Origin of the sequence: Pantoea sp. R102, from assembly GCF_004916815.1 — a bacterium.
Lineage (GTDB): Bacteria > Pseudomonadota > Gammaproteobacteria > Enterobacterales > Enterobacteriaceae > Pantoea > Pantoea dispersa.
The window spans coordinates 1-18835 of record NZ_SDFT01000106.1; the positions used below are offsets into that span (position 1 = coordinate 1).

Sequence of the window (18835 nt, forward strand, 5' to 3'; positions counted from 1 at the left end):
TCAATAAACTGCACCAGCGCGCGCGTCACGTCAGCGGTGGTGGCGCTGCCGCCGACGTCCGGCGTCAGAATGCCCGCCGCGCACACGTTCTCAATGCCCTGCATTATCAGCGCGGCCGCGTTGCGTTCGCCCAGATGTTCCAGCATCTGCACCGCAGTCCAGAAGGTGGCGATCGGGTTAGCGATGCCTTTGCCGGTGATATCAAACGCCGAGCCGTGAATCGGTTCGAACATCGACGGAAAACGCCGCTCCGGATCGATATTGGCGGTTGGCGCGACGCCGAGACTGCCGGCCAGCGCGCCGGCGAGGTCGGAGAGAATATCCGCATGCAGGTTAGTGGCGACAATGGTATCCAGCGATTGCGGGTGCAGCGTCATGCGGTGCGTCATGGCATCCACCAGCATCTTGTCCCACTGCACATCCGGAAACTCCTGCGCCACTTCCGCCGCAATTTCATCCCACATCACCATGCCGTGCCGCTGGGCATTGGATTTGGTCACCACCGTCAGCAGTTTGCGCGGCCGCGACTGCGCCAGTTTAAAGGCGTAGCGCATGATGCGCGTCACGCCGACGCGGGTGAAAATCGCCACTTCAGTGCCCACCTCTTCTGGCAGGCCGCGGTGCGCACGGCCGCCGTTGCCGGAGTATTCCCCTTCCGAGTTCTCGCGCACGATGACCCAGTCAAGATCGCCCGGTCCACGGTTGCGCAGCGGCGAGGTCACGCCCGGCAGAATTTTGGTGGGCCGCACGTTGGCGTACTGATCGAAGCCCTGACAAATCGGCAGGCGCAGCCCCCACAGCGTGATGTGATCCGGCACGTCCGGCGCGCCCACCGCGCCAAAGTAGATGGCATCAAACTGCTTCAGCGTCTGCAGGCCATCTTCCGGCATCATCACGCCGTGCTGTTTGTAGTAATCCGAGCCCCAGTCAAAGGTCTGCACGTCAAACGTCAGCTGTTCATCGTGCCGCGTCAGCGCCTGCAGCACCTCAACGCCAGCCGAAATCACTTCCGGGCCAATACCGTCTGCCGGAATCGCGGCAATTTTGTAGTTACGCATCGTGTTCTCCAGTCAATTAATGGGTATGAGGATGAGGCAGATCGGCGCTTTGCGGTTTTGGCGTGTGCGCGGCGAGAATCAGCACGATGAGCGCGGACAACGCCAGCAGCGCGGCGACGAAATAGAGTCCCCAGGTGTAGCTGCCGGTTTGCTGGCGGATCACGCCAATCATCATCGGGCCGACAAAACCGCCGAGGTTGCCGATGGAATTAATGGTGGCGATGCCGGCGGCCGCGGCCGGCCCACTGAGAAACAGCGTCGGCATGCTCCACAGCGGCGGCTTGGAGGCGCTGATGCCGACCGTGACCAGCGTCAGCGCAATAATCACCGCCAGCAGCGTGCTGACGTTGCCGGCGTAAATCAACCCGGCGGCAGCGAGTAAACAGGCGCCAATGACGTGCCAGCTGCGCTCGCCACGACGATCGGAGTGACGTGCCCACAGGATCATGCCGATCACGCCGATCACCGCCGGGAAAGCGTTGAGGAAGCCGATTTCCAGTGAGGAGGCGCCGAAGCTGCGGATGATTTGCGGTGACCAGATTCCCAGCGTGTACAGCCCGGCCGAGGTGCCGAAGTACACCAGCGCCAGGGCCAGTACGCGCTTGTCCGCCAGCCCGCGCCAGGCGCTGCTGTGGCCGTGCTGCGTCGACCGCGCCTGCTCTTCAGCCTGCATGGTCTCCTGCAGCCAGCGCCGCTCCTCTGCGTTCAGCCATTTAGCCTGCGCCGGACGGTCGGTGAGGAAAAACAGCACCACGATGCCCAGCAGTAACGCCGGAATCGCTTCTAACACGAACATCCACTGCCAGCCGGCGTAGCCCAGCAGACCGTGCATCTCCAGCAGCGCCGCAGAGACCGGCGAGCCGAGCGCGGTAGAGAGCGGGGCGGCGGCCATGAAGATGGCGGTAACCTGCGCGCGCTTCGCCGCCGGGAACCAGTAGCTGAGGTAGAGAATGATGCCCGGGAAGAAGCCGGCTTCCGCCACGCCGAGCAGAAAGCGCAGGACGTAGAAGCTGGTGGTGCCCTGCACCAGCGCCATGCAGCCGGAGACCAATCCCCAGCTGATCATCACGCGGGCGATCCAGATGCGTGCGCCCACTTTGTGCAAAATTAAATTCGACGGGACTTCAAACAGAAAATAGCCGAGGAAAAAGATCCCGGCGCCAAAACCAAATACCGTGGGCGAGAAACCTAAATCCTGATTCATGGTTAACGCGGCAAAACCAATATTGACGCGATCGAGAAACGCGATGAAATAGAGCAGCATGATGAAGGGCACAATGCGCAACGTCACTTTACGCATCACCCTTTTTTCGAGGTGAGAGTTCATATTAAAGTGCTCCAGATTGTGTAGGGTAGTATTATTTTCTGGTTGTCGAATGCAGTATGCAGGTTTGTATTGCGCGATCATCAGGCGTGGATTATATAAACTATTTGAATAATCGTGCGGTGAGGAAAATGTGGATATAAATCAATTGCGTTGTTTTGTCGCGGTGGGTAAAGAACTGCATTTCGGTCGGGCGGCACAAAGTATGGAAATGATGCCTGCATCACTTTCCCGCTTTATTCGCCTGCTGGAAGAGGATCTCGGCGTGCGCCTGTTAAACCGCTCAACGCGCAATGTTTCATTAACCGCTGAGGGAGCCCTGTTTTTTGACGAAGCGGGAAAACTGATCGATCAGTTTGATGCGCTGGCGCTGCGTTTTAAAGGCGGATTAAAAGATGAACGCCGGACATTACGCATTGGCGCTATCGATAGCGCCGCGCGCGGTTTAGTTCCGGCACTGCTGAATTTATTTGTGCCGCGTCATCCGCTGAGCGATATCCATATTATCGAAGATAAAACCCTTAACCTGATTCCCAAATTAAAATCCGGCTGGCTGGATATGATTATTATCCGCGCGCCGCAGCGCATGGATGCGTCACTGGCGCTGCGTTTTATTACCCGCGAAAGTTGCGTGCTGGCAGTGCCGCTGACGCATCCGCTGGCGGATAAAGCGCAGGTGACGGTGGCAGATTTTCAGCATGAAGCCATGATCATTCCCGACCGCCGCACCCGACCGCACAGCCACGATCTCACCATCAGCCTGTTTAAGCAGGCCGGCCTGACGCCACATATCGCGCAATATGCCGAAGAGAAGCAAACCATTCTCAGCCTGGTGTCCGCCGGCCTCGGTCTGGCGGTGGTGCCAGCCTCTTATCGCACCATGAACAGCGACAGCGTGCGCTATATCGCGCTGACGTTACCTGAGCAGATCAAAGGCTTGCCGCTGAGTATTGCGTGGCAGAAGGGCAACGAAGATCCGCTGTTGCGTGAAATGCTGCGTCTGCTGCATGACCACCGGCAGGAATTGATCGACAGGCTGTGAGGCTGCGCCGGAACGCGCGCTGACGATCTGTTTGTTACTTTCATTCTGCAAGTGACTTGCAAAATGAAAGTTACCCTGCCACAGTATCCCGCATCGACTTCACATCGGGAACTGGCCCATGAAAAACCAACCTCTGTGTAATATGCCGTGCCCTATCGCACGCAGTCTTGGACGCGTCGGCGACGGCTGGAGCATGCTGATCATGCGCGATGCGCTGGCCGGCTTTACCCGCTTTGATGAGTTTCAGAAAAGCAGCGGCGTGGCGCCCAATATTCTGTCGCGCCGGCTAAAAGAGCTGGTGGAGGATGGATTGCTGGAAAAGGTGTGTTACAGCGACGCTCCGGCACGCTACGAGTACCAGCTCACTGCGGCGGGCCGCGATTTTCGCACGGTAATACTGGCGCTGGCCGAGTGGGGCAGCACCCACTTTTCACCGGAAGGGCGGCAGATGCAGCTGGTTGAAAGCGCCACTCAGCGCCCGGTGACGCCGCAAATGGTCGACAGCGCCACCGGCCAGCCGCTCTCCAGTGACAAATACCAGATGGTGCCAGGCCCGGCGGCCAGCCCGATGATGCACTACCGCCAGCAGTATCTGGCGAGAAAGCGCGCGGGCGATACGGCGCAAAAATTCGCCCCGCAGACGGTGGCCGGGAACGAACCATGAGCCTGACGCGGAAAAAAGCGGCACTGCTGCTGATGCTGGCCTGCGGCGGCGTGGCGCTGGCCGGCTATGGCTATTACTGGTGGCACAGCGCGCGCTTTATGCCTGCGACCGATGATGCTTACGTCGGCGCGGATATCAGTGCGATTTCGGCCAAAGTGTCCGGCTATGTCCAGACGCTTGCGGTGCAGGATAATGCGGCGGTTAAAAAGGGCGACCTGCTGGTGCAGCTGGATAACCGCGACTATCGGGCGGCGGTTGACCGTGCGGCGGGCGAAGTCGCCGCGCAGCAGGCGGCGCTGCAGGATATCGCCGCCACGCGCCAGCTCCAGCTGGCCACCATCGACGGCGCGCGTGCTGCGCTGCTGGCGGCGCAAGCGGTAACGCAGAAAACCACCGCCGACCAGCGCCGCTATGACGCGCTGGTGAGCAGCGCTGCGGTGTCGCAGCAGATTCGCGATCATGCGCAGGCCGATTACCATCAGGCGCTGGCGCAGGAGGGCAAAACCCGTGCCGATCGCGCGGTCGCCGAACGTCAGCTGCAGGTGCTGGATGCGCGTGAGCAGCAGACGCACGCCGCGCTGGCACAGGCGCAGGCCGACCTGGTACTGGCACAGCTCAATCTGGAATACACCGCTATCCGCGCGCCGTTTGATGGCGTAATCGGCAATCGCCGCGCCTGGGCAGGTTCGTATGTCAGCAGCGGCACGCAACTCCTGTCGCTGGTGCCGGCGCAGGGGCTGTGGATTGACGCCAACTTTAAAGAGAGCCAGCTGGCGCACATGCGGCCAGGCCAGACGGCAACAATTGTCGCGGACGTGCTGCCAGGCCGCACCTTCAGCGGGCATGTCGCCAGCCTGTCGCCGGCCACCGGCTCGCGCTTCAGCATTCTGCCGGCGGAAAACGCCACCGGTAACTTCACTAAAATCGTCCAGCGCGTGCCGGTGCGCATTGCGCTGGACGGCGAGGCGGCCACGCTCGGACTGTTGCGTCCGGGGCTGTCGGTGACTGTTACCGTCGATGAGCGCAGCGCGCAATGAGCCGCGTGGTCGCCGCGCCGATCGCGCCCGCGCAGATGCCGGTCAGCCGGAAAGTCTTCGCCTTTGCCACCCTGTGCATCGGCATGTTTATCGCGCTGCTGGATATCCAGATTGTCTCAGCTTCGCTGCGCGACATTGGTGGTGGCCTGTCGGCGGGGGATGATGAAACCGTGTGGGTGCAGACCAGCTACCTGATCGCCGAGATCATTATTATCCCGCTCTCCGGCTGGCTGGCCAGCGTGCTGTCTACGCGCTGGCTGTTCGCCGCCTCGGCCTGCGGCTTTACGCTAATGAGCCTGCTGTGCGGCTGGGCGTGGAACATTCAGAGCATGATCGCGTTCCGTGCGCTGCAGGGGCTGGCGGGTGGCTCAATGATCCCGCTGGTGTTCACTACCGCCTTAGCCTTTTCCAGGGCCGGCAGCGGGTGATTGCCGCCGCGACCGTCGGCGCGCTGGCGTCGCTGGCGCCGACGCTCGGCCCGACCGTTGGCGGCTGGATCACCGATAACTTCAGCTGGCACTGGTTGTTTTTTATCAACATCATTCCCGGTATTTACATCACCATTGCGGTTCCGCTGCTGGTGAACATTGACGCGCCCAACCGCGAACTGCTGCGCGGCGCGGATTATCTCAGCATCGTGCTGCTGGCGCTGGCGCTCGGCTGTCTGGAATATACGCTGGAAGAGGGGCCGCGCTGGGGCTGGTTTGATGATGACACCATTGCCACCACCGGCTGGATTGCGCTGGCGGCGGGCGTGTTGTTTGTGATCCGCACGCTGCGGCATGCCAAACCGATCGTCGATTTACGCGCGCTCAGGGACCGCGACTTCAGCCTCGGCTGCTACTTCTCGTTTATGGCGGGCGTAGGGATCTTCGCCACCATTTACCTTACGCCACTGTTTCTCAGCCAGGTGCGCGGCTTCAGCGCACTGGAGACTGGACTGGCGATCTTCTCCACCGGGGTGTTTCAGATTCTGTCGATCCCGCTGTATGCCTGGCTGGCGAACCGCGTCGATCTGCGTATTTTGCTGGCGGCGGGGCTGATCTGTTTTGCGCTGTCGATGCATTTCTTCGTGCCGATTACCCATGACTGGGGGGCGAAGGAGCTGCTGTTCCCGCAGGCGTTTCGCGGTATGGCGCAGCAGTTTGCCGTGGCGCCCACGGTAACGCTGACGCTGGGCAGTTTGCCACCGGCACGCCTGAAGCTCGCGTCTGGCCTGTTTAATCTGATGCGCAACCTTGGCGGCGCGATTGGCATTGCCCTGTGCGGTACGGTGCTCAACGACCGCACCAACCTGCACTTTAGCCGGCTGGCGGATCATCTCAACAGCGCCAGCCTGACGCTGGGTGATTTTCTGCAGGGGCGCGCTCAGGCGCTGATGACCAGCGGCCTGAGCCCGGATGCTGCGCATACGGCCGCGCTGCAATCGCTGGCGGCGCTGACGCTGCGTGAAGCGCGCACCCAGGCCTTTTCCGACGCGTTCTGGCTGATCATGACAGGCTTTTTCGTCGCGGCGCTGCTGGTGCCGTTACTGAAAAAGCCGCAAGGGTGAGCGCCAGATCGTAGCCCATTAACGCTTGCTCAGCGCTTCCCACAGGCCCAGCAGATAAGTGGTGCCCAGCGCGCGGTCGTACAAACCGTAGCCTGGGCGCCCGGTTTCACCCCAGATAAAGCGGCCGTGATCCGAACGGATATAGCCGTCAAAGCCGTTGTCATACATCGACTGCAGCACTTTATACATATCCAGCGAGCCATATTCCGTCGGATGCGCGCACTCGTAGAAATCTTTATCGCGGATGATCTTGATGTTGCGCACGTGGGCAAACGGGATGCGCTTGCGGCGCGAGAATTCGGCCAGAATGGCATAGACATCGTTCTGCGGATCCTCGGCAATCGATCCGGTGCACAGCGTGATGCCGTTGGCTTCAGAATCGACGACGTTACAGATCCAGTCGAGATCGTCGCGGTTCTTCACCACGCGCGGCAGACCGAAGATCGAATACGGCGGATCGTCCGGGTGGATCGCCATCTTCACGCCCACCTCTTCGCACACCGGGATCACCGCTTTGAGGAAATAGGCGAGGTTTTCCCGCAGCTTCGCGTCATCAACGTCCTGATATTTGGCAAACAGCTCCTGAACTTTTGCCAGCCGTTCCGGCTCCCAGCCCGGCAGCGCGAAGCCGTTGGCGCTGCCCAGTACTTCTTTCACCACTTCGTCGAGGCTTTTATCGATGCCCTGCTTCTCGAAGGCCATGGTGATGGAGCCATCCGGCAGCACATAATTCATATCCGTCTTCATCCAGTCGAACACCGGCATGAAGTTGTAGCAGATCACTTTTACCCCGGCGGCCGCCAGGTTGCGGATACTTTGCTGATAATTAGCGATATAGCGATCGCGGCTCGGCAGGCCGATCTTGATGTCGTCGTGAATATTAACACTCTCAATCACTTCAACTGTCAGTCCGGCTGCGTGCACCTGATCGACCAGCGCCTGGATCTTCTCCTGCGGCCAGGTTTCGCCCACCGGCACATCGTAGAGTGCGCCCACCACGCCGCGTACGCCCGGCACCTGGCGAATATATTCCAGCGAAACCTTGTCTTCCTTCGGCCCAAACCACCGCATTGTCAGCTGCATTATGTCATCCACCGTCATCGTGTCTGTATGATAAGTGTTAAACTACCATACTAGAATTCACAGAGGCAGCATTACGCAGCGACTAAGTCTTGATCCGCGTCACAGAACCGGGTTTATCCGCGCTGCGGCTTATCACTGCGCCGTCACCAGCTGGTTGAAGTATTGCTTGTACTTGAACAGTTCCAGGTCCGAGCGCAGCCCCAGTTTGCGCAGCGCGGTTTGCTTCTGACCGCTGATGGTTTTGCGGCTGCGCGCGTATTTACCGGCGATCTGCGTAATGCTCAACCCATCCAGATAGCAGCGAATCACCTCGATCTCGCGCGGACTCAGCTCGCGCAGCATCAGGGTAATGTCGTCGCCCGCCTGGCGCGGCGTCAGGTAGTCGTGCATTTCACGGTCGCTCTCCTGGAATTTATCCAGCTCCAGCATCATGTCCGGCGTCAGGAAACGCTTGCCGCGACAGATCTGATGAATGGCGTCGATTAGCACCTCCTGATCGTGGCTTTTGCCGACAAATCCCTGCACGCCGGCTTTCAGCAATAGCTGAACAATTGCCGGCTTCTCCACCGCGGACGACACCAGAATCTTCAACTGCGGGTAGTGCAGACGCAGCTGTTTTACCATTTGCAGCCCATCGAGCTGGTCTTCACCCAGCATGTAATCCAGCACCAGGATATCGATCGGCTGGCGCTGCAGGAAGGTCATCAGCTGCTGGCGCTGGGCAAAGGCCCCGGCCAGATCGAGCTGCGGCTCCTGCGCTAAACGGTACTGCATGGCTTTACCGATCAGCGGATGATCGTCCAGCACGGCAATCTGCCAGATTGCGCTCTCTTTCATTAAATCACCTCTTCAGGAATGGGCGTTACCAGGGCACGCAGGAACAGCGCATCCAGCTCGGCCACCGCCCCGGCGACCTCCGGCAGCAGCTGCTGTAATAGCGCACTATCTTGATGCTCCGCTGCCTGTTCGGCGGCGCGGCAGCGATGTTGTAAAGCCTCGGCGCGCAGCATTCGGGCACTGCCGAGTAGCTGATGCGCGGCGTGACGCGCCGAAGCAAAATTGTTCGCAGCCACCGCCTGCGTCAGCTGGGCGAGATCGTAGCTGTTCTGCTGGCGCGCGGTGGTGACCAGATCGCGCCACGCCTGCGGATTATTCGCCGCCAGATTTTCCAGCGTCAGCAGGATATCGTCGCGCGTCGGGTTCATCGGCGCGCCGGTGATCACCTGCAGCAGCTGCGCGCGCTCCAGCGGTTTAAACAAACAACCGTTCATGCCGGCGTCCTGCGCCAGCTGCGCCACGCGCTCCTCCGCCATGGCTGTCAGGCCGTAAACCGGCACCGCGCGTCGCACCAGACGTTTCTCTTCGGCGCGCAGCTGGCGGGTGAATTCGAAGCCGTCCATCTCCGGCATGTTGCAGTCGGTAATCACGCGATCGGGCTGATTCTCGCGCCACAGCGCCAGCGCGGCTGCACCGCTGTCGGCCACCAGCACATGATGCCCGGCGTAGCGCAGCTGCTGGGCCAGCAGCAGGCGGTTGGTGGCGTTGTCATCGACAATCAGAATGCGCAGCGCAGCCTGCTTAGCGGGCTCCACCGGCTGCGGCAGAACGGGTTGCTCATGCTCAATACGCGCCGCTTCCGCGCGGAAGCGCAGCATAAACACGCTGCCGTCACCCGGTTCGCTCTCGACGTGCAGCTCGGTGCCGAGCATTACCGCCAGGCGACGGCAGATATTCAGGCCCAGACCGGTGCCGCTGGCGCGATTGCTGCCCTGATCGACCTGAATGAACGGTTCGAAGATCGCCTGCTGCTGCTCTTCTGACAGGCCAACTCCGCTGTCGCTCACCTCCAGCACATATTCCGGCAGCGCGCTATCTGCCTGATACAGTGCCACTTCCACTGCGCCGTGCGAGGTAAACTTGATGGCGTTGCTCACCAGATTGGAGAGAATTTGCTTCAGCGCCACCGGGTCAAACAGCACCTGGTCCTGCTCCAGCTCCAGCACGATATTCAGCGCCAGCCCTTTGTTGAGCGCCACCTGGCGGAACAACGCTTCGCAATCCCGCACCACTTCACTGAGCGACATCGGCTGCAGCTGCACGCTGAAATGCCCGGATTCGATTTTTGCCAGGTCGAGAATATCGCCCACCAGCGACAGCAGCGAACGCGACGACTCCCAGGCGACATCAATGTTTTTCTGCCGCTGCTGGTCATTACTCTGGCCGAGATGCTCAATTTCCAGCAGGCCAATCAGCGCCGCCAGCGGCGTGCGGATTTCATGACTCATGTGCGACAGGAAAGTGCTTTTCGCTTCGCTGGCGCGCACCGCGACTTCGTTGGCTTTGCGCAGGTCGGCCATCAGCGCTTCGATATGCGCCAGCTGCTCGCTGATTTCACGCTCGTGCTCGCGCTGTTTGGCCAGCGAGGCTTTCAGCAGATGGTTACGCCACAGGAAAAACAGCAGGCCCAGCCCGGCCACGGCGACGATGCGCAATATATAGCTGCGATAGCTTTGCCACGAGGTGCTGGTGGCGGGCGGCGTGTATTTGATCCAGCGCTCCATCAGCGACTGCATGGTCGGCTGCGGAATATCGGACAGCGCTTTGTTAAGGATCGACAGCAGCACCTGATCCTGACCATTGACCGCCATCGCCATGCGGAACATCGGCAGCGGCGCGACAAACGCGACCTTAAAGCTGTCATTAAAGTGATTGTTGAGCAGAAACAGCGACGACTCGTACGGCACGATAAAGCCATCCAGCTGCTTATCGAGTAGCTGACCGAGCGAATCGATCGACACGCCATTTTCGACAAAGTTGATGCCCGGCCAGCGCTCACGTAAATCGTAACGATAGTAGGCGCGCTCATAGATTCCGACGCGCTTGCCCGCCATCTCATCAAAGCTTTTCCACGGGCTGTCTTTGCGGGTTACCACTACCCACGACGAGTAGATGTAGGAGCGGGTGTAGCGGATTTTGTCGTCCTGCTGCGCGGTGGCGTCGCTGACGGCGATAATCGCATCGCGCTGGCGGTTGAGCGTATCGCGCATGTTGCTCAACCCCTGAATCGGATTGTAGCGAAAGCGAATGCCGGTACGCTGGGAAATCATTTTCAGCAGGTCCACGCTCAGGCCGACCACGCGCTGGCGGTTATCAGTAAAGGTAAACGGCGTATGCGAAGGATCGTAGTTAACGGTGATCTCGCGGTGTTCTGCCAGCCACGCGGCCTCTTTGTCGCTGAGATCCAGCGGATGGTTTTTAACCACCGACTGATAATCCAGGCTCCAGGCTTCCGCAATCTGTACCGCGTTGCGCAGCGGAATGTTTTTCAGAATTTCATCGATGGCTGCGATCAGCGGCAGATTGGCGTGGTTGCTGGCAAAGCGCGCGTCGACATCGTTAGTGTACGGCGTGCTGTGCGCTTCAATCACATTCTGCAGGCCGCGATGCGAAAGAAAGCGCTGAGTGGCGCTGTTGCTCCAGAACAGGGTGTTTTCGCTGAACGCGGTGTCGGTGTAGGCCCACAGCGGCGGCGCGGCCGGCGCCAGCGTGGCGCGCGGATAGCGCTTGTGCAGCAGTGCTTTAAGTTCCGCATCACCGTAATAGAGCAGACGATAGCGGCTATTTTTCAGCTCACTGTCGAAGGTCGCGTTACGTTTGCTGATTAACACGCTGCGCGCCAGTGAATACGGCAGGCTCAGCGCCAGCTGCGTATCCTGATTGGCGGCCAGCGTGTAGTAAGGAATCAGATCGACTTCACCGTCGTTAAGCGCATCCACCAGCTCCAGCCGGGTTTTATACACCTTAATTTTCACCGGCAGATTTAACGCCTTCGCCACAATGGCCAGATAATCGGCCGAGAGTCCTTCGTAGGTATTGGCTTCAAACGACACGGAATAGGGCGGCAGCGGGTTGTTCCACACGCCGACGCGCAGTACAGAGTGCTGTTTCAGCCACTGCTGGCTCTGCGGCGACAGCGTGACTTCCGGTGCTACCAGACCATAGCGCGGCGAGAAATTTAACGTGGTTGCACCCCAGGCAGACAGGCAAAAGCCCAGTAACAGAAGGAGGCTGAGGATGCGTTTACTCACGGATGATTTCACTCGCTGGACCGGTTGCGCGCGCTGCCACCATGACGGCGCTTCTTCTCTGACGGCACGTTGCGCGTCAGGCATCCTTCAACAGCGACTTAATACAAGTGGACTTAAATCGCGCTTAAGAAATTTCTTAAAAACAGGAGAGAAAATTCCTGGTGAAAGGCAGGTTTCGCCGGCGCGACGAAGCGAAGCGCGCTGCTATTTTTAGTAAGTGTAAGTTTTGTTTGCTGAAATTACCGCGTTGCTTCGCCATTCCTGCTGAACCCGGCGCAATTTTCCGACGCTAATCGCCTTTTCATTTGTTTTATTTACAGAATCTATCGTGCAGGCAAAATAGCCCTTATTTTCTCTCCAGCGATCAACCATGTCCGAAGAAGCGCTGCGCCAGCAGATTCAGAACCTGAAAAAGCACAATGCGCGCCTCAAGCGCCTGGCGCACGACGCGCGTAATAAGCTGAACGCGGCGCTGGACGGGACCGGCTTGTGCCTGTGGCAGCTGGATATTCCCAGCGGCAAGCTGGTGATTTTTAACCGGCGCTGGGGCGCGATGCTCGGCTTTCAGGCGAAAGAGACCAAAGCGCGCTTTGATGCCTGGCGCGAGTGCCTGCATCCGGAAGATGCCGATGAGGTGCTGCGCGCCTTTTACGATCATATTGAAGGACGCGCGCCCTATTACGAGGCGCTGCACCGTATGATCGGCAAGAACGGCAAAATCACCTGGGTGCTGGATCGCGGACGCGTCAGCGAGTGGGACGAGCAGGGGAATCCGCTCAAAGTGACCGGCACCCACATCGACATGACCAAAGAGAAGAATTACGAAGCCCAGCTCTCCCTGCTGGCGCATCACGACCCGTTAACCGCGTTGCCCAACCGCCACGCGCTGCAGGCGCATTTTAGCCAGCTGCAACGCGCCGGCCCGCTGTGCGTGGCGTTTATCGACCTCGACAACTTCAAGCACGTTAATGACACGCTCGGCCATCGCAGCGGTGACGAGGTGCTGATTCAGCTCAGCCAGCGCATCCGCGATTTGCTGCCGTCAGAGGCCATCGTCGGGCGGCTTGGCGGCGATGAGTTCGTGCTGCTGCTGCCGTTTTTGATTGATTACCCCAAGGTGCGCATTCTGGCGCAGGCGCTGCTGGATGCGGCACTGACGCCGTTTGATGTCGACAATGGTCATGCGCGGATTGGTGCTTCGATCGGTATCGCCCCGGTACACCGGCGCGACAGCTTCGACGACGCGCTGACCCGGGCGGATGGCGCGATGTACCAGATTAAGAGAAACGGTAAGCAGGGCTTTGGCCTGGCAGGCAATATATCGGCGGGGTGAGGGCCAGCGCCCGCACCCCTTGATCACTTAAAACGCAAAACAGGAACAGCCCAGCGCACCCCAGAACGCGTTATTGTCTGACACCGGCACCGATGACTGGCGCGCGACATCATGAGCGTGGCTGTGCACGCCACAGGGGCCGCTGCACTGGTGTACCTGCGGCATCCGCGCGGCGCGGCCGCTGGTCTGCGGCGGGGCGCTGCGGTAGTGGCCAGGCACGGTAACCACCGGCGACCACTCCGGCAACACCGGCACCGGCGGCGGTGCCAGCGGCGTGAAGCTGCCGGCGGCATACACCACGTTGCCATCCACCAGCGTCAGCACTGATTCAATGCCTTTGATCTCCTCTTCCGGCACGCTGAAGAAATCTTTCGACAGCAGCACCAGATCCGCCAGCTGGCCGACTTTGATCTCACCTTTGGCGCTCTGCTCGCTGGAGAACCAGGCACTGCCTTTGGTCCACAGCATCAGCGCGGTTTCACGGTCGATGCGTGCGTTGTCATCGTACAGCTGCATCCCGCCGACGGTACGGCCTGAAACCAGCCAGTACAGTGCGGTCCACGGGTTATAGCTGGCAACGCGGGTGGCATCGGTACCGAGGCCGACCGGCACGCCGGCCTCCAGCATGCGCGCCACCGGCGGCGTCTGCTTCGCGGCCTCTTTACCGTAGCGATCAACAAAGTATTCCCCCTGGAAAGCCATGCGATGCTGCACCGCCAGCCCGCCGCCGAGCGCTTTTACCCGCTCAATATTGGCTTCAGTGATGGTTTCCGCATGGTCAAAGAACCAGTGCAGGCCATTGAACGGAATGTCGCGGTTCACCTTCTCAAACACATCCAGCATGCGGCTGATCGATTCGTTATAGGTGGCGTGCAGGCGGAACGGCCAGCGATGCTCCACCAGGTGGCGCACCACGCGCTCCAGCTCATCTTCCATGCCGGGTGCCAGATCCGGGCGCGGTTCGAGGAAATCTTCGAAGTCCGCCGCCGAGAACACCAGCATTTCACCGGCACCGTTGTGGCGCAGGAAATTGGTGCCCTGGCCCGGCTTCAGCATATCGGTCCACTTCTCAAAGTCTTCCAGCTCGTGGCCGGGACGCTGGGTGAACAGGTTATAGGCGATGCGTACCGTCAGCTGCTTTTTCGCGTGCAGTTCGGCGATCACGTCGTAATCGTCCGGGTAATTCTGGAAGCCGCCGCCGGCGTCAATGGCGCTGGTCAGACCGAGGCGGTTCAGTTCACGCATAAACTGACGCGTCGAGTTAACCTGCTGTTCCAGCGGCAGCTTTGGCCCTTTCGCCAGCGTGGCGTACAGCAGCATGGCGTTAGGACGGGCGATCAGCATGCCGGTCGGATTGCCATTGCTGTCGCGCTGGATTTCGCCGCCCGGCGGGTTGGGGGTCTCTTTGGTGTAGCCTACTACTTTCAGCGCGGCGCGATTGAGCAGCGCGCGGTCATACAGATGCAGAATGAAGACCGGTGTATCGGGCGCGGCGGCGTTGATTTCGTCCAGCGTCGGCATGCGGCGCTCAGCAAACTGGAACTCGCTCCAGCCCCCGACCACGCGCACCCACTGCGGTGACGGCGTACGCAGGGCCTGTTCGCGCAGCATACGCAGCGCATCGGCCAGCGACGGCACGCCTTCCCAGCGCAGTTCAAGGTTGTAGTTGAGGCCACCGCGAATCAGATGCAGGTGGGAATCGTTCAGGCCGGGAATGCCGGTGTGCCCTTTGGCGTCGATGATTTGCGTGTCGCTGCCGGCAAAGCGCATGACGTCCGCTTCGCTACCTACGGCGAGGAACTTGCCGTCTTTGATGGCCACGGTGGTGGCCAGCGGGTTTGCGCGGTCGACGGTGTGAAACTTACCGTTGGTAAAAATCAGGGATGCGGTCGTCATTCTGTTCTCTCCGTTAAATTAAGCGTAGCGGCCCTCAGCCACCGTGTTAATGCGCGGTTAAAAATGCTTGCGCCGATGAGGAAAAAAATACGAAATGACAGCAGTTATTGATAACGGATTGTTTTTACGTTGTCGTTCAACTTTTTTTACGGAGGGTAGGGAATGCGTTTAAATCTGGAGGCGCTGCTGATTCTGGATGCGCTCGATCGTCATGGCACCTTTGCCGCTGCGGCCGCGCGACTGTTCAAAACCGCGTCGGCGTTGAGCTATACCGTGCAGAAGATGGAGAGCGATTTAAAAATCACGCTGCTCGATCGCTCCGGCCATCGCGCCACGTTCACGCCGACCGGCCGTCTGATGCTGGAAAAAGGGCGAACGCTGCTGCGTGCGGTGAACGAGCTGGAGCAGCAGGCGCGCTACGTGGAGAGCGGCTGGGAGAGTCTGCTGACCATCAGCGTGGATGCTTCGCTGCCGTTCAGCATCCTCACGCCGCTGATTGACGAATTTTATCAGCAGCACCCGCACACCCAGCTGCAGTTCCGTCAGGACGTGCTGGCCGGCTGCTGGGAAGCGCTGCACTACGGCGAAGCGGACATTGTCTTTGGCGCGGTTCAGGAACCCGCCACGCGCAAAGAGATTGTCTGCCAGCCGCTGGGCTGGCTGGAGTATGTGTTCGCTGTCGCTCCTGACCATCCGCTGGCGGCGGAGCCCGAACCGCTGCTGCGTGAACAGATTCGCCAGTATCGCGCGGTCACGGTGCATGATTCATCCCGCCACGGTGCCGGGATGGATTTACGCGTGCTGGATGAGCAGAAGACGCTGAGCGTGCATGATTTCCCGGCCAAACTGCAGGCGCATCTCGCCGGGCTCGGCTGTGGTTATCTGCCGCTTTACCTGGCGCGCCCGCACCTGGCGAGCGGTGCGCTGGTGGCGCGCCAGCTGGACAGCGAGTGCCGGCGCGATATCGCCTATCTGGCGTGGAATGAGAGCGCCTGCGGCAACGCGGCTATCTGGTGGCGCGAGCGCCTGCCGACGCTGCCCGGCCTGAGTGACATCTACGCGCCAGCCTGATCACAGCGCAATATGATGGCTGACCTGCGGGGGTTCATCACCCTGATGGAACTGCAGTACCGCCTGCTGTAACTCAGCATCGGCGCGCGACACGCGCTGGTGCTGACGCAAATGCTCCTGCCATGACTCCACCATAAACCACTCCAGCAGCGCCCCGGCATCGTCGGTCTGCTCCATTAATCCCCACGCATAGGCACCGTCACGGCGTCGCGCCTGCGCCAGTTTGTGTATGGCGTGCTGGAAAGCGGCGCGATCGGCCTGGGGAACACGGTAGCGAATCTGGATCAGTACGGCGCCACGGCGGATATCCACCGCATCGCTTACCACCGGTTCAGCCCAGTGCTGCGCCGGCTGCAGATCCGCTTCGCCCGTCGGCAGCGCCAGCCGTTTTGCCAGCAGCGCCGTGATGAGCAGCGCCGCACCGGCCAGCATCAGCGTTGGTGCCAGGCCCATGTGCTGGGCGATCAGCCCCCAGGCCAGACTGCCACCCGCCAGCGTACCGTTGAACACCATCAGATAGACCGCCAGCCCGCGACCGCGCACCCAGTCGGGCAGCACCGCCTGCGCCACGCCGTTGAGGGTCGTCAGCGCGATGATCCAGCCGGTGCCCAGTACCAGCATCAGCAGCAGCGCCAGCCACTGCGGCGGACTGAGCGCCAGCGCCACCATGACCAGCGCGCTGAGCACGGCGGAGAGCAGCATCAGTCCATCATGGCTCAGCCGGGCACGCAGGCGCGGCAGCAGCAGCGCGCCGGCAATAGCACCGGCACCGACGGCCCCGAGCAGCAAGCCGTAAAAGCCTGCGCTGCCGTGCAGCATGGTGCGCGCCACCAGCGGCAGCAGCGCCCAGATGGCACTGGCGAAGGCAAAATACAGCGCCGCGCGTAACAGCACGCGGTGCAGTTCGCGGCTGGCCTTCACATAGCGCAGCCCGGCGCGGAAAGCGCCAAAGAAGTGCTCATTCAGCGCGGTAGCGGCTTTCGCCGGACGTTTCCACCACAGCAGCGCGGCGATGACGAAAAAATAACTGGCGACATCGGCACCGTAAGCGGCCATAGCACCTAAACTTGCCAGCAGCAGGCCGCCGGTAGCCGGTCCAATCGCCCGGGCGATATTGATGCCCAGCGAGTTGAGCGCGACGGCATTTTTCAGCTCATGGCGGGGTACCAGCTCCGGCACGATGGCCTGCCATGCCGGACCGAACAGCGCCGCGCCGACGCCGCCGACAAAGGTCAGGCCGATCAGCCATTCAACGGTGAGCCAGTGGTTGTGCGACAGCAGCAGTAGCGTGCTGCTGACGCTGGCCATCAGCAGCTGCACCACAATCAGCAGGCGGCGGCGGTCAACAATATCCGACAGCACGCCGGCCGGCAGCGCCAGCAGGAACACTGGCAGGGTGGCGGCGGTTTGCATCAGCGCGACGGCGGTTGGGTTATCCGACAGTCCGGTAATCAGCCAGGCGCTGGCGACGTCACGGATAAAGCTACCGGTATTGCCGAGCACCGAAGCGCTCCAGATCACGGCGAAAAGCCCGTAGGCGAAAGGGGAAAACGCGCCGCTGCGCGCTGTTTGTGGATTTGGCTGGTTCATCAGGCTGTTCCTGTCAGTGTGCGATGAGAGCACGATACGAAGCTCGCCCGTCAGGAGATAGCGGAAAAAATCGGCCAACTTGTACAAGGATTTTTGACGGCAGGGCTTAGCAAAAATCTTTGCACAAGTTGTCAAAATCTCTGCTTTAGGTTTTTCCAGCATCCCGCGCTAGTTTGATTGCCAGACACAACATCACTGACTAACGGAGAAAAAACATGAGCACATTCAAGACTAAAGACGGCGTAAACCTGTACTTCAAAGACTGGGGCAAGGGGCAGCCGGTGCTGTTCAGCCACGGCTGGCCGCTGGATGCCGATATGTGGGACAGCCAGCTCAATTTCCTCGCCGAGCGCGGCTATCGCGTCATCGCGTTTGACCGCCGCGGCTTTGGTCGCTCCGATCAGCCGTGGGAAGGCTACGATTACGACACTTTTGCCGACGATATTCACGGCCTGATCGAGCACCTTCAGCTGAATGAGGTGACGCTGGTGGGCTTCTCGATGGGCGGCGGGGATGTGTCGCGCTACATCGGTCGTTATGGTACCGCGAAAGTGAAAGGACTGGTGCTGCTGGGCGCCGTTACCCCGATTTTTGGTAAAACCGACGATCACCCGGAAGGGGTGGAATCAGCGGTGTTTGACGGGATCAAAGCGGGTTTGCTGAAGGATCGTGCGCAGTTTATCAAAGAGTTCGCCACGCCGTTTTACGGCACCAACGCGGGCCAGACGGTTTCCGATGGGGTGCTGACGCAGACGCTGAACATTGCGCTGCTGGCGTCGCTGAAAGGTACGCTGGATTGCGTGACAGCGTTCTCTGAGACGGATTTCCGTGCGGATATTGCCAAAGTGGATGTGCCGACGCTGGTGATCCACGGCAGTAATGACCAGGTGGTGCCGTTTGAAGCCACCGGTAAGCTGGTGCACGAGATGATTGCGGGTTCGCAGCTGAAAGTGTATGAGAATGGCCCGCACGGTTTTGCGGTGACGCATCAGGACCAGCTGAATGCGGATCTGCTGGCGTTTTTGCAGGGGAATTAAGGGGGAGTGCGTTTTTCCCCTCACCCTAACCCTCTCCCGCCCGTGTACAGTCCGGGGACA

The 18835-nt window shown here is 60.3% G+C and carries 13 protein-coding genes and 1 pseudogene; 7 read left to right on the forward strand and 7 right to left on the reverse strand.

What is annotated here, in order from left to right:
- Both ERD80_RS12035 and ERD80_RS12040 read right to left on the reverse strand, forming a co-directional pair.
- The coding region (locus ERD80_RS12035; protein WP_136547044.1) for a tartrate dehydrogenase at positions 1 to 1058 on the reverse strand (1058 nt) is incomplete at its 3' end.
- A 16-nt stretch (positions 1059 to 1074) separates the two neighbouring features.
- Complete coding sequence (locus ERD80_RS12040; protein ID WP_136547046.1) at positions 1075 to 2385, reverse strand: MFS transporter; 1311 nt, start codon at positions 2383 to 2385, stop codon at positions 1075 to 1077.
- A 130-nt stretch (positions 2386 to 2515) separates the two neighbouring features.
- Between ERD80_RS12040 and ERD80_RS12045 the strand changes: the two genes are divergently transcribed.
- The 4 genes and pseudogenes from ERD80_RS12045 (at position 2516) to ERD80_RS12060 (ending at position 6677) form a co-directional block, all read left to right on the forward strand.
- A complete protein-coding gene (locus tag ERD80_RS12045; protein WP_031279716.1) occupies positions 2516 to 3424 on the forward strand; it encodes a LysR family transcriptional regulator in 909 nt (302 codons plus the stop codon).
- A gap of 118 nt (positions 3425 to 3542) precedes the next feature.
- Entirely contained in the window at positions 3543 to 4088 is a 546-nt protein-coding gene (locus ERD80_RS12050) for a helix-turn-helix domain-containing protein (RefSeq protein WP_058780409.1), read from the forward strand.
- Positions 4085 to 5125 (forward strand): HlyD family secretion protein, encoded by a 1041-nt coding sequence (locus tag ERD80_RS12055; protein WP_136547047.1) that lies wholly within the window; start codon positions 4085 to 4087, stop codon positions 5123 to 5125. Before ERD80_RS12050 ends, ERD80_RS12055 begins: the two co-directional genes overlap by 4 nt.
- Before the next feature lie 83 nt (positions 5126 to 5208).
- A pseudogene (locus ERD80_RS12060) lies at positions 5209 to 6677 on the forward strand (DHA2 family efflux MFS transporter permease subunit).
- An 18-nt stretch (positions 6678 to 6695) separates the two neighbouring features.
- Here ERD80_RS12060 and uxuA read toward each other — a convergent pair.
- The 3 genes from uxuA to ERD80_RS12075 all read right to left on the reverse strand — a co-directional run bounded on the left by uxuA (position 6696) and on the right by ERD80_RS12075 (position 11848).
- The gene (gene uxuA / locus ERD80_RS12065; RefSeq protein ID WP_031279714.1) at positions 6696 to 7760 is read right to left on the reverse strand and encodes a mannonate dehydratase; all 1065 of its coding nucleotides are present in this window, start codon (positions 7758 to 7760) and stop codon (positions 6696 to 6698) included.
- A gap of 132 nt (positions 7761 to 7892) precedes the next feature.
- Entirely contained in the window at positions 7893 to 8597 is a 705-nt protein-coding gene (locus ERD80_RS12070; protein ID WP_104093986.1) for a response regulator transcription factor, read from the reverse strand.
- A complete protein-coding gene (locus tag ERD80_RS12075; RefSeq protein ID WP_136547049.1) occupies positions 8597 to 11848 on the reverse strand; it encodes a transporter substrate-binding domain-containing protein in 3252 nt (1083 codons plus the stop codon). Before ERD80_RS12075 ends, ERD80_RS12070 begins: the two co-directional genes overlap by 1 nt.
- Before the next feature lie 370 nt (positions 11849 to 12218).
- On the opposite strand from ERD80_RS12075, the gene ERD80_RS12080 reads away from it, so the two are divergent.
- Complete coding sequence (locus ERD80_RS12080) at positions 12219 to 13181, forward strand: sensor domain-containing diguanylate cyclase (protein WP_136547051.1); 963 nt, start codon at positions 12219 to 12221, stop codon at positions 13179 to 13181.
- A gap of 27 nt (positions 13182 to 13208) precedes the next feature.
- Here the strand turns inward: ERD80_RS12080 and ERD80_RS12085 are convergent, their stop codons facing one another.
- Entirely contained in the window at positions 13209 to 15077 is a 1869-nt protein-coding gene (locus ERD80_RS12085; protein ID WP_136547053.1) for an amidohydrolase, read from the reverse strand.
- A gap of 162 nt (positions 15078 to 15239) precedes the next feature.
- Between ERD80_RS12085 and ERD80_RS12090 the strand changes: the two genes are divergently transcribed.
- Entirely contained in the window at positions 15240 to 16148 is a 909-nt protein-coding gene (locus ERD80_RS12090; RefSeq protein WP_021507614.1) for a LysR family transcriptional regulator, read from the forward strand.
- Here ERD80_RS12090 and ERD80_RS12095 read toward each other — a convergent pair whose 3' ends face one another.
- Entirely contained in the window at positions 16149 to 17738 is a 1590-nt protein-coding gene (locus tag ERD80_RS12095; protein WP_136547055.1) for an MFS transporter, read from the reverse strand.
- A 215-nt stretch (positions 17739 to 17953) separates the two neighbouring features.
- Here ERD80_RS12095 and ERD80_RS12100 point away from each other — a divergent pair, with 215 nt between their 5' ends.
- The gene (locus tag ERD80_RS12100) at positions 17954 to 18775 is read left to right on the forward strand and encodes an alpha/beta hydrolase (protein ID WP_059012169.1); all 822 of its coding nucleotides are present in this window, start codon (positions 17954 to 17956) and stop codon (positions 18773 to 18775) included.
- Positions 18776 to 18835: the final 60 nt, after the last annotated feature.